The sequence below is a fragment of the Streptomyces sp. Qhu_M48 genome (assembly GCF_051305195.1).
Taxonomy (GTDB): Bacteria; Actinomycetota; Actinomycetes; order Streptomycetales; family Streptomycetaceae; genus Streptomyces.
On record NZ_CP195432.1, the window covers coordinates 5,768,762 to 5,786,588 of the forward strand.

Annotated in this window: 15 protein-coding genes and 2 pseudogenes; 3 read left to right on the plus strand and 14 right to left on the minus strand. The window is 73.6% G+C overall.

Annotation, left to right across the window (positions count from 1 at the left end; genetic code table 11):
• Positions 1–401: 401 nt before the first annotated feature.
• From ACRRSS_RS26045 to ACRRSS_RS26060, 4 genes are all read right to left on the minus strand, one after another.
• Positions 402–2,975 (minus strand): polynucleotide kinase-phosphatase, encoded by a 2,574-nt coding sequence (locus tag ACRRSS_RS26045; protein ID WP_435973538.1) that lies wholly within the window; start codon positions 2,973–2,975, stop codon positions 402–404.
• Positions 2,972–4,564 carry a 3' terminal RNA ribose 2'-O-methyltransferase Hen1 gene (locus ACRRSS_RS26050; protein ID WP_435973539.1) on the minus strand — a complete coding sequence of 531 codons (1,593 nt, stop codon included), beginning with the start codon at positions 4,562–4,564 and terminating at the stop codon, positions 2,972–2,974. The genes ACRRSS_RS26045 and ACRRSS_RS26050 overlap by 4 nt, the downstream gene beginning before the upstream one ends.
• Positions 4,565–4,808: 244 nt before the next feature.
• Positions 4,809–5,735, minus strand: a complete 927-nt coding sequence (gene mmuM, locus ACRRSS_RS26055) for a homocysteine S-methyltransferase (protein WP_435973540.1) — start codon at positions 5,733–5,735, stop codon at positions 4,809–4,811.
• A 13-nt stretch (positions 5,736–5,748) separates the two neighbouring features.
• Positions 5,749–6,672, minus strand: coding sequence for an LLM class F420-dependent oxidoreductase (locus ACRRSS_RS26060; RefSeq protein ID WP_351899161.1), 924 nt, complete (start codon positions 6,670–6,672; stop codon positions 5,749–5,751).
• 250 nt (positions 6,673–6,922) lie between these two features.
• On the opposite strand from ACRRSS_RS26060, the gene ACRRSS_RS26065 reads away from it, so the two are divergent.
• Positions 6,923–7,168 carry a hypothetical protein gene (locus ACRRSS_RS26065; RefSeq protein WP_435973541.1) on the plus strand — a complete coding sequence of 82 codons (246 nt, stop codon included), beginning with the start codon at positions 6,923–6,925 and terminating at the stop codon, positions 7,166–7,168.
• 44 nt (positions 7,169–7,212) lie between these two features.
• On the opposite strand, the gene ACRRSS_RS26070 is transcribed toward ACRRSS_RS26065, so the two are convergent.
• The 8 genes from ACRRSS_RS26070 to ACRRSS_RS26105 form a co-directional block, all read right to left on the minus strand.
• Complete coding sequence (locus ACRRSS_RS26070) at positions 7,213–7,698, minus strand: DUF6099 family protein (RefSeq protein WP_435973542.1); 486 nt, start codon at positions 7,696–7,698, stop codon at positions 7,213–7,215.
• A gap of 127 nt (positions 7,699–7,825) precedes the next feature.
• Positions 7,826–8,206 carry a nucleotide pyrophosphohydrolase gene (locus ACRRSS_RS26075; RefSeq protein ID WP_435973543.1) on the minus strand — a complete coding sequence of 127 codons (381 nt, stop codon included), beginning with the start codon at positions 8,204–8,206 and terminating at the stop codon, positions 7,826–7,828.
• Positions 8,207–8,384: 178 nt separating this feature from the next.
• Positions 8,385–9,710, minus strand: coding sequence for an ATP-binding protein (locus ACRRSS_RS26080; protein ID WP_435973544.1), 1,326 nt, complete (start codon positions 9,708–9,710; stop codon positions 8,385–8,387).
• 55 nt (positions 9,711–9,765) lie between these two features.
• Positions 9,766–10,197 carry a cell division protein SepF gene (locus ACRRSS_RS26085; protein WP_435975425.1) on the minus strand — a complete coding sequence of 144 codons (432 nt, stop codon included), beginning with the start codon at positions 10,195–10,197 and terminating at the stop codon, positions 9,766–9,768.
• Positions 10,198–10,536: 339 nt separating this feature from the next.
• On the minus strand, positions 10,537–11,763 hold the full coding sequence (locus tag ACRRSS_RS26090; RefSeq protein ID WP_435973545.1) for a PLP-dependent aminotransferase family protein: 1,227 nt from the start codon (positions 11,761–11,763) through the stop codon (positions 10,537–10,539).
• 157 nt (positions 11,764–11,920) lie between these two features.
• Positions 11,921–12,613, minus strand: a complete 693-nt coding sequence (locus tag ACRRSS_RS26095) for a GntR family transcriptional regulator (protein ID WP_435973546.1) — start codon at positions 12,611–12,613, stop codon at positions 11,921–11,923.
• A 130-nt stretch (positions 12,614–12,743) separates the two neighbouring features.
• On the minus strand, positions 12,744–13,748 hold the full coding sequence (locus ACRRSS_RS26100) for a proline racemase family protein (protein ID WP_435973547.1): 1,005 nt from the start codon (positions 13,746–13,748) through the stop codon (positions 12,744–12,746).
• 178 nt (positions 13,749–13,926) lie between these two features.
• Positions 13,927–14,841: a dihydrodipicolinate synthase family protein gene (locus ACRRSS_RS26105; protein ID WP_435973548.1), complete on the minus strand. Its 915-nt coding sequence runs from the start codon at positions 14,839–14,841 to the stop codon at positions 13,927–13,929.
• A gap of 276 nt (positions 14,842–15,117) precedes the next feature.
• Here ACRRSS_RS26105 and ACRRSS_RS26110 point away from each other — a divergent pair, with 276 nt between their 5' ends.
• Both ACRRSS_RS26110 and ACRRSS_RS26115 read left to right on the plus strand, forming a co-directional pair.
• Complete coding sequence (locus ACRRSS_RS26110) at positions 15,118–16,365, plus strand: SLC13 family permease (RefSeq protein WP_435973549.1); 1,248 nt, start codon at positions 15,118–15,120, stop codon at positions 16,363–16,365.
• A 140-nt stretch (positions 16,366–16,505) separates the two neighbouring features.
• Positions 16,506–16,961: a tellurite resistance TerB family protein gene (locus ACRRSS_RS26115; RefSeq protein ID WP_435973550.1), complete on the plus strand. Its 456-nt coding sequence runs from the start codon at positions 16,506–16,508 to the stop codon at positions 16,959–16,961.
• A 30-nt stretch (positions 16,962–16,991) separates the two neighbouring features.
• Here ACRRSS_RS26115 and ACRRSS_RS26120 read toward each other — a convergent pair.
• Positions 16,992–17,393, minus strand: a pseudogene (locus ACRRSS_RS26120) (M56 family peptidase); the annotation flags it as partial.
• 175 nt (positions 17,394–17,568) lie between these two features.
• Positions 17,569–17,778, minus strand: a pseudogene (locus tag ACRRSS_RS26125) (AAA family ATPase); the annotation flags it as partial.
• Between the last annotated feature and the right edge of the window lie 49 nt (positions 17,779–17,827).

Here is a 17,827-nt window from a genome sequence, read left to right on the forward strand (position 1 = left end):
CTAGAGGGTGCGGAAGAAACGCGTCAACGGGCACGGGGGGCGCAGGGGAGCGCCGTTCCCGGCACCCCTGCGCCCCCGTCGCGGCCGAGCGAAGACCCCGCGAAGGCCTCACGAGGACCCTGCGAAGCCTTCACGGAGCAGGGGCGAACGGGCGCCCGGGGGCGCGCACGAACGACGCGGGACCCCGCCCGGAACGGACGGAGTCCCCACGACGCACTCACGAAGACCGGCGAAGACCGGCGAGGACCGGCGAGGACCGGCGAAGATCTGACGAGGACGGGCGAAGACCGGCGAAAATCTGACGAGATCCACGCCCGACGTCACGTCGACGTCACGGCACACCGGGTCACGACGTCACTCCCCCGCTCCCCCACGCCCCCGCTCCCCCACGCCCGCCGGCATCACAGCCTCGGGTCCACCGGCTCCGACTCCAGGGCGAGGACCGCGAACACGGCCTCGTGGACCCGCCACAGCGGCTCGCCCTCCGCGAGGCGGTCGAGGGCTTCGAGGCCGAGCGCGTACTCGCGCAGCGCCAGCGACCGCTTGTGGCCGAGGAAGCGCTGACGCAGCCGCTCCAGGTTCTCCGGCCGGGTGTACTCCGGGCCGTAGATGATCCGCAGGTACTCCCGGCCGCGCACCTTCACCCCCGGCTGCCCGAGCCTGCCCTTGGCGTCGCGGACGAGGGCGGCCAGCGGCTTGACGACCATGCCCTCGCCGCCCGCGCCGGTCAGCTCCAGCCACCAGTCGGTGCCCGCGCGGACCGAGGCCTCGTCGCCGGTGTCGACGACGAGTCGGCGGGTGACCTGGAGCAGGCCGGTCGGGTCGTGCTCCACGAGCCGGTCGAGCCAGGCCAGCTGCTCGTCGTGCGGTACGGACGTCAGCGCGCGTCCGCGCACCGCCAGGAGCTGGAAGGGCGCGAACCGCACCCCGTCCAGGCCCTCGGTGGGCCAGCAGTACCTGCGGTACGCCTCGGTGAACGCCTCCGCGTCCACCGCCCGCTCCCGCTGCTTGGCGAGGAGCTCGTCGACCCCCTCGACCCCACGCGCCACCGCCTGTTCGAGCGCGGAGATCGCGCCGGGAAGGACGGCCCCCGAGGCCGCGCCGACCGCCGCGTACTGCGCGCGCAGCAGCCCGGCCGACTTCAGCGACCACGGCATCAGCTCGCCGTCGAGCAGCAGCCAGTCCGTGCCGAGTTCGTCCCAGAGGCCGGCGGCGCCGATCGCGGTGCGCAGCCGTTCGAGGACCTGCTCGGTGACGGCCTGGTCGTCGAAGAAGGGTCGTCCGGTACGGGTGTGCAGCGCGCCGGTCACCCCCTCGGCGTCCACGCCGAAGCGCTCGCGGGCCGCCTCGGCGTCCCGGCAGACGAGGGCGACGGCCCGGGAGCCCATGTGCTTCTCCTCGCACACGACCCGCTCGACGCCGTCCGCCCGGTACTGGGCGAAGGCCTCGGCCGGATGCTCCAGGTAGCCCTCGGCCTTCGAGGTGGCGGTCGGCGCCATCGTCGGCGGCAGGTAGGTCAGCAGCCGCGGGTCGACCGCGAACCGGCTCATGACCTCCAGGGCCGCCGCCGCGTTCTCCTCCCGGACGGCGACGTTGCCGAGCTGCCGGGTCTCCACGATCCGCCGCCCGTGCACGTCGGCCAGGTCCAGGGGGCGTCCCTGGTGCCCGCCGGGCGCGTCGGTCGTGAGCGGCCTGGCCGGCTCGTACCAGACGCGCTCGGCGGGTACGTCGACCAGTTCGCGCTCCGGCCAGCGCAGCGCGGTCATCTTCCCGCCGAAGACCGCCCCGGTGTCGAGGCAGAGGGTGTTGTTGATCCAGGACGTGTTCGGCACGGGGGTGTGTCCGTACACGACGGTGGCCCGCCCCCGGTACTCCTCCGCCCACGGGTAGCGCACCGGCAGCCCGAACTCGTCGGTCTCGCCGGTGGTGTCCCCGTACAGCGCGTGCGAACGCACCCGCCCCGAGGTGCGGCCGTGGTACTTCTCCGGCAGACCGGCATGGCAGACGACGAGGTCGCCGCCGTCGAGGACGTAGTGGCTGACGAGACCGTCGATGAACCGCCCGACCTCGGCCCGGAACTCCTCGCTCTCGCGCCCCAGCTGCTCGATCGTCTCGGCGAGACCGTGCGTCTCCTGGACCTTCCGGCCCTTGAGCCAGCGGCCCAGCTTGTTCTCGTGGTTGCCGGGGACGCACAGGGCGTCGCCCGCGGCGACCATCGCCATCACCCGGCGCAGGACCCCCGGCGAGTCCGGCCCCCGGTCGACGAGGTCGCCGACGAAGACGGCCGTACGCCCCTCGGGGTGGTGCCCGTCGACGTAGCCGAGCTTCCCCAGCAGGGTCTCCAGCTCGGAGCGGCAGCCGTGGACGTCACCGATGATGTCGAAGGGGCCGGTGAGGTGACGCAGGTCGTTGAAGCGGCGCTCCAGGACGACCTGGGCAGCGTCGACCTCCTCGACGGACCGCAGGACGTGCACCTTGCGGAAGCCCTCGCGCTCCAGCCCGCGCAGCGAACGGCGGAGCTCGCGGCGGTGCCGCTGGATGACGTGCGCGGGCATGTCCGCGCGGTCGGGGCGTGCGGCGTTCCGGCTGCGGCACACCTCCTCGGGCAGGTCGAGGACGATCGCGATGGGCAGCACGTCGTACGACCGGGCCAGCTGGACGAGCTGACGCCGCGCCTCCTGCTGCACGTTGGTGGCGTCGACGACGGCCAGCCGTCCCGCCGCGAGGCGCTTGCCGACGATGTAGTGGAGGACGTCGAAGGCGTCCCTGCTCGCGGACTGGTCGTTCTCGTCGTCGGCGACGAGCCCCCGGCAGAAGTCGGAGGACACGATCTCGGTCGGCTTGAAGTGGCGCCGGGCGAAGGTGGACTTGCCGGAGCCGGTGGCGCCGACGAGCACCACGAGGGACAGGTCGGTGACGGGCAGGGTGCGGGCCGGGGTGGCGGCCGGGCCCGGGGTCGTGGTCTCGGTGGTCATGCCTGTTCCTCCTTCTCGGTGGTCGTGTCGGTGGTCGTGTCGGCGAGCGGGCCCGCGGTGGCGATGCCCGTGGTGCCGACGCCCGTGGTGGCGATGCCGGTGGCGGTGGTTCCGGACTCGGTGGTGCCGGTGGTGCCGGTGTAGGTCTCGGTGGCGCGGGTGAAGACGGCCATCTGGGTGGGCGGCCCGACCTCCGGGTCGTCGGGGCCCACGGGGGTGAACCCGACGGCGTACCCGTACCGCTCGGCGACCGAGGCGGCCCAGCTCCCGAACTCCTCGCGGGTCCACTCGAAGCGGTGGTCGCCGTGCCGGACGTGCCCCGCCGGAAGCGACTCCCAGCGCACGTTGTACTCGACGTTCGGCGTGGTCACCAGGACCGTACGCGGCCGGGCCGAGCCGAACACCGCGTACTCCAGGGCCGGCAGCCTCGGCAGGTCCAGGTGCTCGATGACCTCGCTGAGCACGGCCGCGTCGTAGCCGGTCAGGCGCTTGTCGGTGTACGCCAGCGAGCCCTGCGTCAGCTTCACACGGGCCGCCTGCCGCTCCCCCATCCGGTCGAGCCGCAGCCGGCGCGCGGCGACGGTCAGGGCGCGGACGGACACGTCGACACCGACGATCTCCGTGAACCGGGTGTCCTTGAGCAGGGCCTGCACCAACTGCCCCTGTCCACAGCCCAGGTCGAGGACCCGGCTCGCCTCCGCGGTCGCCAGGGCGGCGAGGATCGCGTCCCGGCGCTGCTCGGCGAGCGGCACGGGCCGCTCCTCGGTGTCGGTCGACTCGTCGACCGCGTTGTCGACGTCGTCGACGTCCAGACCCTCCGCCTCGGCGAGCCGCACCAGTTCGAGCCGCTCCGTCGCCTCGCGGGCCAGGCCCCAGCGGCGGGAGAGGTAGCGTGCCGTGATCAGCTTCCGCTCGGGGTGCCCCGCGAGCCAGCCGTCACCGGCCCGCAGCAGCTTGTCGACCTCGTCGGGCGCGACCCAGTAGTGCTTGGCGTCGTCGAGGACCGGCAGCAGCACGTACAGATGGTTGAGGGCGTCCGCGAGCCGCAGCTCGCCCTCCAGGACGAGACGCACGTAACGGGAGTCGCCCCACTCGGGGAACTTCCCGTCCAGGGCGATCGGTTCGGCCTCCACCGTCTCCCAGCCCAGCGGCCCGAACAGCGCGCGCACCAGATCGACGCCGCCCCTGGCGGGCAGCGCGGGGACCTCCACGCGCAGCGGCAGCGGCGCGGCGGCCCGCTCGGGCATCGCCCGGCAGTCGCCGTGCAGCGCCGACTTGAAGACCTTGGCGAGCGCGACGGCGAGCAGCGAGGACGCCGCGTAGGGCCGGTCGTTCACGTACTGCGCGAGCGCGGAGTCCGGGGCACCGCCCCGGCCCTTGCCCTTGCCGCGGCGCACCAGCGCCACGGGGTCCACCTCCAGGAGAAGTGCCGCCGTGCACCGCTCGGCGCTCGCCTCGGGGTAGAGGACGTGCGCCGTGCCGTGCGAGGTCGAGAACGTCTGCGCGCGCTCGGGATGCTTGTGCAGCAGAAAGCCGAGATCGGTGGCGGGACGCTCCGGGTTGCCGGTCGTACTGATCGTCAGGAACACACCTCCGAGTATCGTTCGCCCCTCCCCCACCTGACCAGGCATTTTCCCGGCGCCCACCCGGACCCCGGCCGGCTCCCGCCCGTCGGCGGAGCCAGGCCCACCACGCCCGGCCCACCACGCCCGGCCCGGCCGTGGTCCCGGCCCGTGCCCGCCCCGCCCCTCGGCAGGGCCCGGCCCACCGGACGCCGGCCCGGCCGTGGTCCGGCCCGGCGGGCGGCCCGGCAGGCGCCGGGTCAGGGGAAGGTCAGTCCCCGGTCCCCGTGGCCAGAGTCGTGGCCAGGGTCGTGGCGAGAGCCGTGATCGTCGCCGGGCCCACGCGGCAGCAGCCGCCGACGAGCCGGGCCCCGGACGCGACCCAGCCGGTGGCGTGCGCCGGGTCGAAGGCGATGTCGCCGCGCCAGCCCCTCGCTCCGGCGTCCCACCGCTCCCCGCTGTTGGGATAGACCACGGCCGGCCTCCCGGTCACGGCGGTGGCGAGCTCCACGGCGGGCCCCGCGTCGGCGGGGTCGCAGCAGTTCACGCCGACCGCGACGACCTGCTCGTTCCCGGCGGCGACCGCGAAGGCGTCCGCCAGCTCCTGCCCGGCCCGGGTGCGTCCTCCCTCGACCGTGTACGAGAGCCACACGGGCATCCCGCACCCCTCGGCCGCCCTCAGCAACGCCTCCGCCTCCTCCAGGTCCGGAACCGTCTCCAGGGCGAGGACGTCCGGCTCCGCCGCGGCGAGCGCCTCGATCCGCGGCCGGTGGAACGCCTCCAGTTCCCGTACGGACAGCCCGTACCGTCCCCGGTACTCGCTGCCGTCCGCCAGCATCGCCCCGTACGGCCCCACGGACGCGGCCACCCAGACCTCCTCCCGGACCTCCTTCGCCGCCGCCCGGGCGAGCTCCACGCTCCGCGCGAGGAGCCGCGCCGCCTCGTCCCGGCCCACACCCCGGCGCGCGAACCCCTCGAGGGTGGCCTGATAGCTGGAGGTGATGAGGACCCGCGCACCGGCCCGTACGTGGGCCGCGTGCGCCGCCTCGATCTGCTCGGGTCCGTCGGCGAGGAGCCGCGCGGACCAGAGCGCGTCCGAGAGGTCGCACCCCTGCGCCTCCAACTGGTTGGAGAGCCCGCCGTCGAGGACGAGCGTTCCCTCCCCGAGCACCTCGGCGAGCGTACGGACCGGTTTCATCGGATCGCCCCCCTCATCCCAGCTGCGACTGGACCCGCGCGGAGATCAGCTCCAGGTGATCCAGGTCGTCCAGGTCCAGGACCTGGAGGTAGACCCGGGAGGATCCGATGGCCGCGTACCGCCCGAGCTTCTCCACCACCTCGGCGGGCGAGCCCGCGAGACCGTTCGCCTTGAGCTCGTCCACGTCCCGCCCGATGGCGGCGGCCCGGCGGGCGACCTCGGCGTCGTCCTTGCCGACACAGACGACCAGCGCGTTGGAGTACACCAGGTCGCCGGGTGCCCGCCCCGCCGCCTCGGCGGCCGCACGGACCCGACCGAACTGGCGCTCGCTGTCCTCGAGGGACGCGAACGGAATGTTGAACTCGTCCGCGTACCGCGCGGCCAGGCGAGGCGTACGGCTCGCGCCGTGCCCGCCGATCAGCACCGGGATCCTGTCCTGGGCGGGCTTGGGCAGTGCGGGCGAGTCGGTGAGCCGGTAGAACTCCCCGTCGTAGCTGAAGGTCTTGCCGACCTCGGTCTCCCACAGACCGGTGACGATCGCCAGCTGCTCCTCCAGGCGGCCGAACTTCTCCTTCGGGAAGGGAATGCCGTAGGCCTTGTGCTCCTCCTCGAACCAGCCCGCCCCCAGACCCAGTTCGACCCGCCCACCGGACATCCGGTCCACCTGGGCGACCTGGATGGCGAGGACCCCGGGGAGCCGGAAGGTGCCGGCCGTCATCAGCGTGCCGAGACGGATCCGCTTGGTCTCCCGGGCGAGCCCGGCCAGGGTGATCCAGGCGTCCGTCGGCCCGGGCAGCCCGTCGGCGGAGCCCATGCTGAGGTAGTGGTCGGAACGGAAGAAGGCGTCGAATCCGAGCTCCTCGGTGGCCCGCGCCACGGTGAGGAGGGTGTCGTAGTCGGCCCCCTGCTGGGGTTCGGTGAAAATACGGAGATCCATTCCTCCATCCTGCACCGTCGGGTGCGTGTCAACCTCTCCGTCAGCTCCCTTGAGCGCCCCGGCTCGGTCGGGTGAATATCCGAACCCCTGGCGGGCCGCGTCCGACCTGGCCAGTGACCGGTGCCCGGCACCCGTCGTTGGCTCGGGCGGAGCCGGACCGCCCGGCCCGCGCGCCGGCGGCCGCTGCCGGTGCGTCGCTCTCTCTCGTGGCCCCGTCCTCGGCGGTGGGGTCCGGGCCGAGGAGGCCCCCATGTCCCAGGAAGCCGCGCCGGAGCAGGCCGTGCCCGAGCAGCCGGTGCCGCGGTCCGTGCCCCAGCAGAAGGGCGCGGACGCCCCCAAGGGCCTGCTCCAGCAGATGGAGGAACTGATGGCGGCGCTCTCCGCCGACCTCACCCAGCTGGACGCCGACCTCCAGTCCACGTCGGACCGTCACGAGCCGGACCGCCACGAGCCCGAGCAGCCCGAGCCGCACCGCCCCCGGTCCGAGCGGTACTGACCCGAGGAGCGGCACCACCCCGAGCGGCAACGGTCCGACCCCCCTCACCACCCGCCCCGCCCCGGGCCCGCTCGGCCCCGGGCGGGGTCGGGAGGCCGGGCCCGCTCCCCGTCCCGCACCGCGAGGCGTCGCAGCATCCCACGCACCCGGTCGCTCGACTCGTCGGCCGCGTCGATGGCCTCGATGCACTGCCAGTAGAGCCCCTCGTCGTCGGTGGCGCAGGCCACCCCGACCAGGGCGATGCCCACCTCCCCGAGCAGCTCCCCGAGCGCGGTCAGCGACCCGCGCGGGTCCGCCACCTCGGACAACCGGGCCGCACGCGGCCCACCGGCGCCCCACGCCGGGTACTCCCCGATCTCGCTCAGCCCCCGCGCCTCGCCGCGCAACTCCTGCGGTCCGCAGAGCGCGAGCTGATTCCCTATCGCCTGGGCGAGCGCCTGGGCCTGCCAGGCCTCCCCCACGATGTCCTGTGCCGTTCCGCTCTCCGCCAACGCCTGTCGGCCGAGCGTGACGAGCCGCTCCGCATCCATCAACGCCGCCCCCGTTCGTACGACTTATCTGCCCACTGAGTCCACTACCCAGAGTGAGGCCGCCTGAGCCCCACCACCAGGGGAATTCGGAAATCTGTGGACAGGAAGCTCGACGGGGAAAAGGCGATCACTCCGAAGAGTGACGATCCTTGGTCGAATCCCCCTCCTCACCCCCTCCGCCCCGCCTCCGCGCGGGAAATCGCACCTCGTTCCGGTCGATCTTGGCCGCGAGCACGGCCAGTGGATCGACCCCGAGCACCTCGCAGAACTGCAGGAGGTAGGCCAGGACGTCCGCCACCTCGTCGGCGACCCGGTGCGCCGAGTCGGGTTCCTCCATCACCCGCTCCGCCTGCTCGGGTGTCAACCACTGAAAGATCTCCAGGAGTTCGGCCGCCTCGACGCTGAGCGCCGCCGCGAGGTTCTTGGGCGTGTGGTAGGGCTGCCAGTCACGGGCGGCCGCGAACTCGGCCAGCCTGCGCTGCAGTCCCGCTACATCGTTGTCCGTCACGTCCCCAGGTCTACCACCGCGCCGTCACCCGCCCGGATCCCTCACCGTCGCCCCTCACGAGGCCGGCCGCACCACCGTTCACGGGGCCGGCCGCACCACCGCTCCCGGCGTCAGGTCCACCACCGCTCACGGGGGGCAGGTCCACCACCGTTCACGGGGGGGGCAGCTCCACCACCGTTCACGGCGTCAGGTCCACCACCGTCACCCCGGGCGTCCGGCGGGCCTGCGCCGCCGCGTGCTCCCCGACCGTCCCGGCGACCCGGATGTGCCCGTCGGCGGCGATGCCCGTGGCGAGCACAAGCAGTTCGCCCACCTGCCGCCCGTCGAGGCCGCGGTCGAGGCCGTCGGCGAGGAGCGTCAGGGACTGCATGGCCTCGGGCACCTCGGCGATCCGGTCCATCGCGAGGACGCCGGGGCCGGTGAGCAGGGTCAGCGCGAGGGCCAGATACCGCAGCTCCCCGTCCCCGAGGCGGCCGAGCGGCGTCGAGGGCCGGCCGCCGCGTTCGAGGACAGCCCGCACCGTGCCGTCCGGGATCTCCTGCACCGCGAGCCCGGTGACAGGCCCCGCGCAGCCCGCCCCGGCCACGGCGGCGAGGCGGAGGTGGCGGCGTGGGCAGTCGGTGTGGGTGCGGTGGAGGACTTCGGCGAGGTTGCCGCAGCCGCGGCGCAGCCGCCCCTCGCCCGGGGGCACGGGGGCCCGCATCCGCTCGGGCCGGGGGTCGCAGGCGAAGGCGGACCGCAGCCCGACGACCACCTGCTCGGCGGCGGCGAGGACTTCGAGCTGACCGGGGGTCTTGCCCGCGACCCGGAGCGGGAGCAGGGCCGTACCGAGGAGGTCGTCGGGGAGCGGCGCCCGGGTCACCGGGGTGGCTCCCGCGGTGTGCCACTCGGCCTGGACGGTGCTGCGGCCCGGGTCGCGCAGGGCGGTGGCGAGCAGGGTGCGACCGCGGCCGGTGAGCCGTTCGCCGACGATGCGGAGCCGGGGTTCGGCCTGGACGGCGAGATCGAGGTGGACGGGGCCCTCCGGTCCGTCCACCGTGCACCCGATCCGGAACCCACGCCTGCCCTGGGCGTCGGGCCGCGCCCGTTCGGGGACGCAGTCGGCGGCGTCGGGGAAGACCTCGTCGAGCGGGTCTCCCGCGCCGAGCCTGGCGAGCGCCTCGTACGCGCGCAGGAGGGTGGACTTGCCGCTGCCGCTGGGCCCGGTGAAGAGGGTGACCGGGCCCAGCGCGTGCGCGCCCGCGCGGTGACCGGCGAAGGCGGACAGCCTCAGTTCGGTGACGACGGGCCGTGCCCGGAGCCTCCCGCCCCCGCCGACGGGGCCGACCCGGGACGCCCGCTGCGTCCGGCCGCCCTCCGACACCGACGGAACCCGTGCCTCGGGGACGGAGGCGACGCGCGGAGCGGAAGCACCGGCCCGGGGTGGGGCGGTGTCGGAGGGAGCCGGAGGGGAGGGAACAGCCGTGGAGGATGGGGCGAACGTGAAGCCGCCGGTGAGGTCCATGCCCGGACCGTACGCAGTCCGTTCCCTGACGAACCGTTACGGCGAGATGACCTTCCTACGATCGGGGGACTCCGGCGGTCCGGCCGCCCACGACCTCCTCCTCGTCCTCACCCTCCGCGCCCTCGACCTCCGTGCCGGCCGGTGCGAGGAGAAAAACGTTCCGGTCGACGCGGTGCATCACGCTGCCGAGGCCGAAGACCACGCCACTGCTGAAGTCGAGGATGCGCTTGGCGACGTCGGTGTCGGCGCTCGTCAGATCGAGGAGCACCGGGATCTGGGCGATGAGGTAGCCGGCGACCTCACGGGCGTCGGCGAACACCTGCACGCGGAGCACGACCATACGGCGCTGCTCGGCGGATTCGTACTGCTCGGGGATCGTGCGGTGGTCGACCCTGGACGGCCATGCGTCACGGCCGCGCAGGGGCACGACCTGGGCGAGGCCCTCCCACTGCTCGTCGGTGACGTCGTACCTCTCGTACCTACTCATGGGCACATCCTCCCGCTCCTCACCCGTTCGGCCCAACAACGACACGAGGCGAAGGCCGTGCGGTGGAGCCGGGAGGCGTCCTGCGGGCACTTCCCGGGACCCGTCGGCCGCCTCGACGCTGTCCGCCGTGGCCTGCGCGCCGCCGACCGCCCAGACGTTCCCGGCCGCGGCCTCGACGTGGGCGATCCTGCTGCGCAGCCCCTTGAGTGCGGCAATGTACTCCTCGTCGCCGATGCCCTGGTGGACCACCGCGCGCCGCTCCGTCACCGGTTCGCGCAGGCGCACCCGGGCGGCCCCACCCGCCGCTGGGTGGTGTCGGTCCTGGCCATGATCACGAAGCTACGCGAAGCTCTTGGCGAGCCTGCGCAGTCCCTCCCTGATCTCGTCGGCCGAGTGCGTGGTGAACGAGAGCCGCATCGCGCCCGGGTCCGGCTCCCCGCAGAAGAACGGCGCCCCCGGCACGTACGCCACCTCGTGCCCGACCGCGGTCTTCAGGAGGGCCGTCGCGTCATGACCGGCGGGCAGGGTCACCCAGATGAACATGCCGCCCTCCGGCCTGTTCCACCGGCTGCCCTCGGGCAGCGCGGCCGGCAGGCCTTCGAGCATCGCGTCCCTGCGCTCGTGGTACGCGGCCCGCATCACCGCGACGTGCGCGTCGAGGTCGCTGTCGCGCAGGTACCGCGCGGCCGCCGCCTGGTCGATGGTCGAGGTGTGCAGGTCGGCGGCCTGCTTGGCGATCACACAGGCGCGGCGCAGCCCGGCCGGGGCGCGCAGGAAGCCGAGCCGGAGGCCCGGGGCCATCACCTTGGAGAAGGAGCCGAGCAGTACGGTGCGGTCGGCGGCCACGGGATCGGCGGCGATCCAGGGGACGCGCTCTCCGTCGTAGCGCAGTTCGCCGTACGGGTCGTCCTCGACGATCCAGAATCCGAGCCGTGCCGCGGCCTCGGCGACGGCGGTGCGGCGCTCGGCGGGAAGGGTGCGGCCCGTGGGGTTCTGGAAGGTGGGCACGAGGTAGAGGAGGGTCGGCTTCTCGCGGGCCGCGATCTCCTCCAGGGCCTCCGGGAGGACACCGTGGTCGTCGGTGGGCACGGGGACGACCCGCGCGCCGGCGAAACCGAAGGTCTGGAGGGCCGCGAGGTAGCAGGGGTCCTCGACGAGCACGACGGCACCGGGCTCGACCAGCGCGGTGGTGAGCAACGTGAGGGCCTGCTGCGAGCCCGTGGTGACGAGCAGGTCGTCGGCACCGGTGGGCAGTTCGCGCGCGGTGAGCCGGGCGGCGATGGCGGTACGCAGCTCCGGGTCGCCCTCGGTGGTCGAGTACTGGAGCGCGTACTGCGGGTTGTCCGTCAGGACGCCGTCGTACGCCGCGCGGATGCCCGCGACGTCGAACAGCTCGGGGGCGGGCAGGCCGCCCGCGAAGGAGATCACCTCGGGCCGCGCGGTCAGCGCCAGGATCTCCCGTACCGGCGACGATCCGACGCCGGCCAGCCGGGAGGCGGTGGCCGGCGCGGGCGCGGAAGGGGCGGAGGCGGTGGCGTTCGCGGGCTCGGAGGCGGCAGAGAGCATGGTGTCAGCATATAGAGGTTCATGGTGCTGTCCAGGTCGACCGACTGGGCCTGGAGGCAGCCCAGTTGGCGTCCTGGGGAGCGCGCTGGGGAGCGCCTTCGGGAGCGCCTCCGTCGGCTACGGGGCGCGGTCTCGACGGGCCCCTGTCCGCTATCCGCTATCCGCTATCCGCAGCCGACCGGTTCGTCCCGGGCGTCGCCCACAGCGACCGTACGTGGCCGAGGTGGCGGCGCACGCAGGCCTCGGCGCCCCGCGCGTCCCCGGCGATCATCAGGGCGAGGAGTTCGAGGTGTTCCTCCGCGGAGGTGACCAGCTTGCCGGCCCGGTCGAGGCCGGTCAGACCGTACAGGCGGGAGCGCTTGCGCAGGTCTCCCACCGTCTCGACCAGGCGTTCGTTGCCGGAGAGGGCGAGCAGCGCGAGGTGGAAGCGGCGGTCCGCCTCCAGGTAGCCGATGAGGTCGTGCTCCCGGGCGCGGGCGACGATCTCCTCGGCGACCGGGCGCAGATCCTCCAGCTGCTCGCGGTCGGCCTGCCGCGTGACGCGGCCGATGGTGGGGACCTCGATGAGGGTGCGCAGCTCGGTGAACTGGTCGAGGTCCCGTTCGCTGACCTCGGTGACGCGGAAGCCCTTGTTGCGGACCGGCTCGACCAGGCCCTCGCGGGCCAGGTCGAGCATGGCCTCGCGGACCGGGGTCGCGGAGACGCCGAGGTCGCCGGCGAGTCCGGGGGCCGAGTAGACCTGGCCGGGCCGCAGTTCACCGGCGATCAGGGCGGCGCGGAGGGCATGGCCGACCTGGTCGCGGAGTCGTTCCTGCGCTCTGACGAGGCCGTACTGCTTCAGGTCACCCATCGTGCGCCCTCCGAGAAGTCACGAAGGAGCATCGTACAATGTCACGTTTCTCTCTCGGCGGGTGCGAAAGTCGGGGGTTCCGGGAGCCCCGGCGGGATTCCGGGAGCCCCCGGAGGGAGGCCGGCGGGTCTCAGAGCAGGAACCCGGCGGGGAAGGGGTCCTCGGGGTCGAGGAAGTACTGGGCCGTGCCCGTGATCCAGGCCCGGCCGGTGACGGTCGGGACGACGGCCGGCCGGCCGGCCACCTCCGTCTCGCCGACGATCCGCCCGGTGAACTCGGTCCCGATGAAGGACTCGTTGACGAAGTCGGTGTCCGGGGCGAGCAGCCCCCGGGCGTGCAGCTGGGCCAGCCGGGCGCTCGTTCCGGTGCCGCACGGGGATCGGTCGAACCAGCCGGGGTGGATGGCCATGGCGTGGCGGGAGCGGACCGCGTCGGAGCCGGGGGCGGTCAGGTACACGTGCTTCACCCCGGCGATGGCCGGGTCCTCCGGGTGCACGGGCCGGTCGGGACCCGCGTTGACCGCCTCCATGACGGCGAGCCCGGCGGCCAGCAGCTCGTCCTTGCGGTCGCGGTCGAACGGCAGCCCCAGGGAGTCGAGGTCCACGAAGGCGTAGAAGTTGCCACCGTAGGCGAGGTCGTAGGTGACGGCGCCGTACCCGGGCACGTCCACCTTGAGGTCGAGCCCGGCGGCGAAGGCGGGCACGTTGGTGAGGGTGACGGAGCACGCGCGGCCGTCCTCGACGCGGACGTCGACGCTCACGAGCCCCGCCGGGGTGTCGAGGCGGACGGTGGTGACGGGTTCGACGACCGGCACCATCCCCGTCTCCACGAGGACGGTGGCGACCCCGATGGTGCCGTGGCCGCACATCGGGAGGAGACCCGAGACCTCGATGAAGAGGACGCCGTAGTCGGCGTCGGGCCGGGTCGGCGGCTGGAGTACCGCGCCGCTCATCGCCGCGTGCCCGCGCGGCTCGAACATGAGGAGGGTGCGGACGTGGTCCAGATGGGCGGCGAAGTGGAGCCGCTTCTCGGCCATGGTGGCGCCGGGGACGACACCGATGCCCCCGGTGATCACCCGGGTGGGCATGCCTTCGGTGTGGGAGTCCACCGCGTGGTAGACGTGGCGGGTGCGCATGGGGTCCCTTCGGTTCTGCGTGTGTAGGTGTCCGGGTGTGGGCGGGTGTACGCGCGCACGTGGCTGCGCGTGCGCGTATCCGGATGCCTGTGCGGCGTACGTATCCGGATGCTTGCGCGGTGTGCGTACCCGGATGCCCGCGCGGCGTACGCGTGCACGCGCCCGCGTGCCTGCCGGGTTACGCGTGGCCGTCCGCGAGGACCTTCTCCGTCGCCGCGCGGACCACGGCCTCCTGCTCCGGCGTCAGCGGGACGCGCGGCGCCCTGGTGGCGCCTCCGGGCCGGCCAGCGAGGTCCATGGACAGTTTGATCGCCTGGACGAACTCGGTCTTCGAGTCCCAGCGCAACAGCGGATGCAGCGACCTGTAGAGGGGAAGCGCGACGTCGAGGTCCCCGGCGACGGCGGCCCGGTAGAGCGTGGCGCAGCTGCGCGGAAGGGCGTTGGGGTAGCCGGCGATCCAGCCGACCGCGCCGGCCAGGGCGAGTTCGAGGAGGACGTCGTCGGCGCCGACGATCAGGTCGAGCCCCGGGGCGATTTCGGCGATCTCGTAGCCGCGGCGGACGTCCCCGCTGAACTCCTTGACGGCGACGATGCTGCCGTCGGCGTACAGCCGGGCGAGAAGGGCGGGCGTGAGGTCGACCTTGGTGTCGATCGGGTTGTTGTAGGCGACGACGGGCAGGCCGGCCGCGGCGACCTCGGCGTAGTGGGCGCGTACGGAGCGCTCGTCGGCCCGGTAGGCGTTGGGCGGCAGGAGCAGGACCGAGCCCGCGCCGGCCTCCGCGGCCTGCTCGGCCCAGCGCCGGGCCTCGACGCCGCCGTACGCGGAGACGCCGGGCATCACCCGCGCGCCGTCCCCGGCCGCTTCGACGGCGGTCCGTACGACGCGGGCGCGCTCCTCGGCGGTGAGGGTCTGGTACTCGCCGAGGGAGCCGTTCGGGACGACCCCGTCGCAGCCCTGCTCGATCAGCCAGGCGACGTGGCGCGCGTAGGCGTCGTGGTCGACGGAGCCGTCGTCGCGCAGGGGGAGCGCGGTGGCGACCATGATGCCGTGCCAGGGGCGGGCGCGGTGAACGGCGGCTTGCTCTTGGGCCATGAAGGAACTCCCTTGTATGGTGTGTGACATTTTACTGATAGGGATACGGGCCACAAGGGTTCCGTCACCCCTCAGTTCTGACGGACGATCAGCCTGCCCGGGTGGGTCCGGGCCGAGGCGGCGGATGGGCCCCACCCCCGGCGGCGCGGAGGGACGGCCGAACCGGGCCGGTGAGCCCGGGCCGCGCCGAGCCCCGCCGAGCCGGGCAGGAGAGGTCGGCCGACGACAGGGGACCCCCGGAACGTCCCGCCACGCCGACCCCGCATCATCGAACGCATGCTCGTGACGTCCGTGTCCGTACTCGCCCTGGCCGTGGTGCTGATCTGCGCCGTCGTCCGCCCGTTCCGCCTGCCCGAGGCGGTCTTCGCCGTACCGGCCGCCGGCGCCGTCCTGGCCGTCGGCGCGACCACCACCGAGGCCGTACGCGAGGAGGCCGAGCGGCTGGGGCCGGTGATCGGGTTCCTCGCGGCCGTCCTCGTCCTCGCCAAACTCTGCGACGACGAAGGGCTCTTCCACGCCTGCGGCACCTGGATGGCCCGCTGGGCGCGCCGCCGCCCCCAGCGGCTGCTCGGCGCCGTCTTCGCCCTGGCCTCGCTGATCACCGCCGTACTGAGCCTGGACGCGACGGTCGTCCTGCTCACCCCGGTGGTCTTCGCGACCGCCACCCGGATGGGAGCCCGCCCCGGACCCCACGTCTACGCGAGCGCCCACCTGTCGAACACGGCATCGCTGCTCCTGCCCGTCTCGAACCTCACCAACCTGCTCGCCTTCACCGCCACCGGGCTCGGTTTCACCCGCTTCGCGCTGCTGATGCTGCTCCCCTGGCTGGCCGCGATCGCGGTCGAGTACGCCGTCTTCCGGCGCTTCTTCGCCCGCGACCTCGCCGCCGCCGCGGCCCCGACCGACCCGCCGGAGCCCGTCGAGGTCCCGCTCTTCGCGCTGCTCACCGTGGCGGCGACCCTCGGCGGATTCGCGCTGGCCTCGGCGACGGGGGTGGACCCGGCGTGGGCGGCCGCGGCCGGCGCCGCCACCCTCGCCGTACGCGCCCTGGCCCGTCGGCGCACCACCCCGCGCGCGCTCGTCCGCTCGGCCTCGCTGCCGTTCCTGGCGTTCGTCCTGGCCCTCGGGATCGTCGTCCGGGCCGTCGTCGACAACGGTCTCGGCACCGTCCTCGCCCACGCCCTCCCCGACGGCACCTCCCTCCCGGCCCTGCTCGGCGTCGCGGCGGTCGCCGCCGTCCTCGCCAACCTGATCAACAACCTCCCCGCGACCCTGGCCCTGGTCCCGCTCGCGGCGGCCTCGGGTCCGGGCGCGGTGCTCGCCGTACTGCTGGGGGTCAACATCGGCCCCAACCTCACGTACGCCGGTTCCCTCGCCACCCTCCTCTGGCGCCGCATCGCCCACGAGCACGAGCACCCGGTCGCCCTCGGGGAGTTCACCCGGCTCGGTCTGCTCACCGTCCCGGCCACCCTCATCGCCGCGACCGTGGCCCTGTGGGGCTCGCTCCAGCTCCTGGGCGTCTGATCAGTGGGCGCCACCGCCCGGCGACCCCTCCCCCATCCCCTCCCCCATCCCCACCCCCCTGCCTTCCAGGATCCCGGGAACTCCGTGACGCACTGCCACGTTCTACAAGACCGTAGAAGTAATCGACGTCTGGAGTACTCATGGCCCTGTGGGACCGCTTCAAGGAATCCGCATCGACGATGCAGACCCAGCTGGTGGCGAAGAGGAACGACCTGAAGAGCGGCGCGTTCCGGGACGCGAGCATGGCCATGTGCGCACTGGTCGCCGCCGCCGACGGCACGATCGACCCCACCGAGCGCCGTCGGGTCGCCCAGCTCATCTCGGCCAACGAGGTGCTGCAGAACTTCGACGCGCTCGACCTCCAGCGCCGCTTCGACGCCAACCTGGACAAGCTGACCGCCGACTTCGACTTCGGCAAGGTCAGCGTCCTCCAGGAGATCGCCAAGGCGAAGAAGAAGCCGGCCGAGGCCCGTGCCGTCGTCCAGATCGGCATCGTCATCGGCGGCGCCGACGGCGACTTCGACAAGACGGAGCAGGCCGTGGTCCGCGAGGCCTGCTTCACCCTCGACCTGCCGCCCCACGAGTTCGACCTCTAGCCACCCGGCCTCCCCGGAGGGGGCGGGCTTCTACACCGGAGAGGCGACCCCGCGCAGCACCAGGAACAGCGTGACCGCCGCGTTGGCCGAGGAGAGCGCGGACACGGCCGCGCCGCAGGCGGCGCCCCAGCCGGCGAGCCCGACGGCCGTACCGGCCGGCGGCCACGCGCGGCCCACCGGCGCCGGGCGCATCAAGGCGGCGACCCGTCGGGGCACCGGGCCCGCGCTCGCCAGGGCGGGGAGCGTGGCCACGGGGGCGCGGGGGGCGAGGAGCGCCGCCTTGCCGATCGCACGAGCGACGGAGCGGCGGCTGCCGACCTCGGCGGCCGCCTCCTCGTCCGCCCAGCGCTCGGCGGTGTACGAGACGGCGGTCCGCAGGGGCAGCGGGAACGGATCGGCCCGCGCCGCGAGATGGACCGTCAGCAGATGACGAGCTCGCCCGGGTTCCTGACGTGGGCGGGGGTCAGGCCGGCGGCCTGACCGGCCTCGGTGTACAGGCGGGCCACACGGGCGAGAAGGCCGTCGCCGACAGGACGCAGTCCGCCGGCGATGACGCTGGCCGAAACCTCGTCGTCGGCGACGCCGGCGCGGGACCACAGGGCGCGCCGAAAGCGACTTCGTCGAACCCGCCTCTCGTGTCGAGCGCGGGCTGGAGGTCCGTACGGATGATGTCCGCGAGGAAGTCGAAGACCTTCAACACGTCCGACTTGCCCACACCGTTCGGCCCCACCAGCACGGTCAGCGGACCGAGCGGGACGGTCACGTCGCGCAGGCTTCGGAAGTTCTCGACGTGCAGTTCGAGGAGGCGGCTGGGCATGAGGGGAACCCATCGGGTGGGCGACCAGGGTGAGAGCCGATCGCCCGGT

What these genes read in the sequence shown, in the direction of transcription:
- ACRRSS_RS26070 (WP_435973542.1), bottom strand. Translation starts at nt 7,698, where the DNA reads ATGGATGCGGAGCGGCTCGTCACGCTCGGCCGACAGGCGTTGGCGGAG.
- ACRRSS_RS26065 (WP_435973541.1), top strand. Translation starts at nt 6,923, where the DNA reads ATGTCCCAGGAAGCCGCGCCGGAGCAGGCCGTGCCCGAGCAGCCGGTG.
- ACRRSS_RS26100 (WP_435973547.1), bottom strand. Translation starts at nt 13,748, where the DNA reads ATGCGCACCCGCCACGTCTACCACGCGGTGGACTCCCACACCGAAGGC.
- ACRRSS_RS26090 (WP_435973545.1), bottom strand. Translation starts at nt 11,763, where the DNA reads ATGCTCTCTGCCGCCTCCGAGCCCGCGAACGCCACCGCCTCCGCCCCT.
- ACRRSS_RS26110 (WP_435973549.1), top strand. Translation starts at nt 15,118, where the DNA reads ATGCTCGTGACGTCCGTGTCCGTACTCGCCCTGGCCGTGGTGCTGATC.
- ACRRSS_RS26115 (WP_435973550.1), top strand. Translation starts at nt 16,506, where the DNA reads ATGGCCCTGTGGGACCGCTTCAAGGAATCCGCATCGACGATGCAGACC.
- ACRRSS_RS26105 (WP_435973548.1), bottom strand. Translation starts at nt 14,841, where the DNA reads ATGGCCCAAGAGCAAGCCGCCGTTCACCGCGCCCGCCCCTGGCACGGC.
- ACRRSS_RS26095 (WP_435973546.1), bottom strand. Translation starts at nt 12,613, where the DNA reads ATGGGTGACCTGAAGCAGTACGGCCTCGTCAGAGCGCAGGAACGACTC.
- ACRRSS_RS26045 (WP_435973538.1), bottom strand. Translation starts at nt 2,975, where the DNA reads ATGACCACCGAGACCACGACCCCGGGCCCGGCCGCCACCCCGGCCCGC.
- ACRRSS_RS26060 (WP_351899161.1), bottom strand. Translation starts at nt 6,672, where the DNA reads ATGGATCTCCGTATTTTCACCGAACCCCAGCAGGGGGCCGACTACGAC.
- ACRRSS_RS26080 (WP_435973544.1), bottom strand. Translation starts at nt 9,710, where the DNA reads ATGGACCTCACCGGCGGCTTCACGTTCGCCCCATCCTCCACGGCTGTT.
- mmuM (WP_435973540.1), bottom strand. Translation starts at nt 5,735, where the DNA reads ATGAAACCGGTCCGTACGCTCGCCGAGGTGCTCGGGGAGGGAACGCTC.
- ACRRSS_RS26085 (WP_435975425.1), bottom strand. Translation starts at nt 10,197, where the DNA reads ATGAGTAGGTACGAGAGGTACGACGTCACCGACGAGCAGTGGGAGGGC.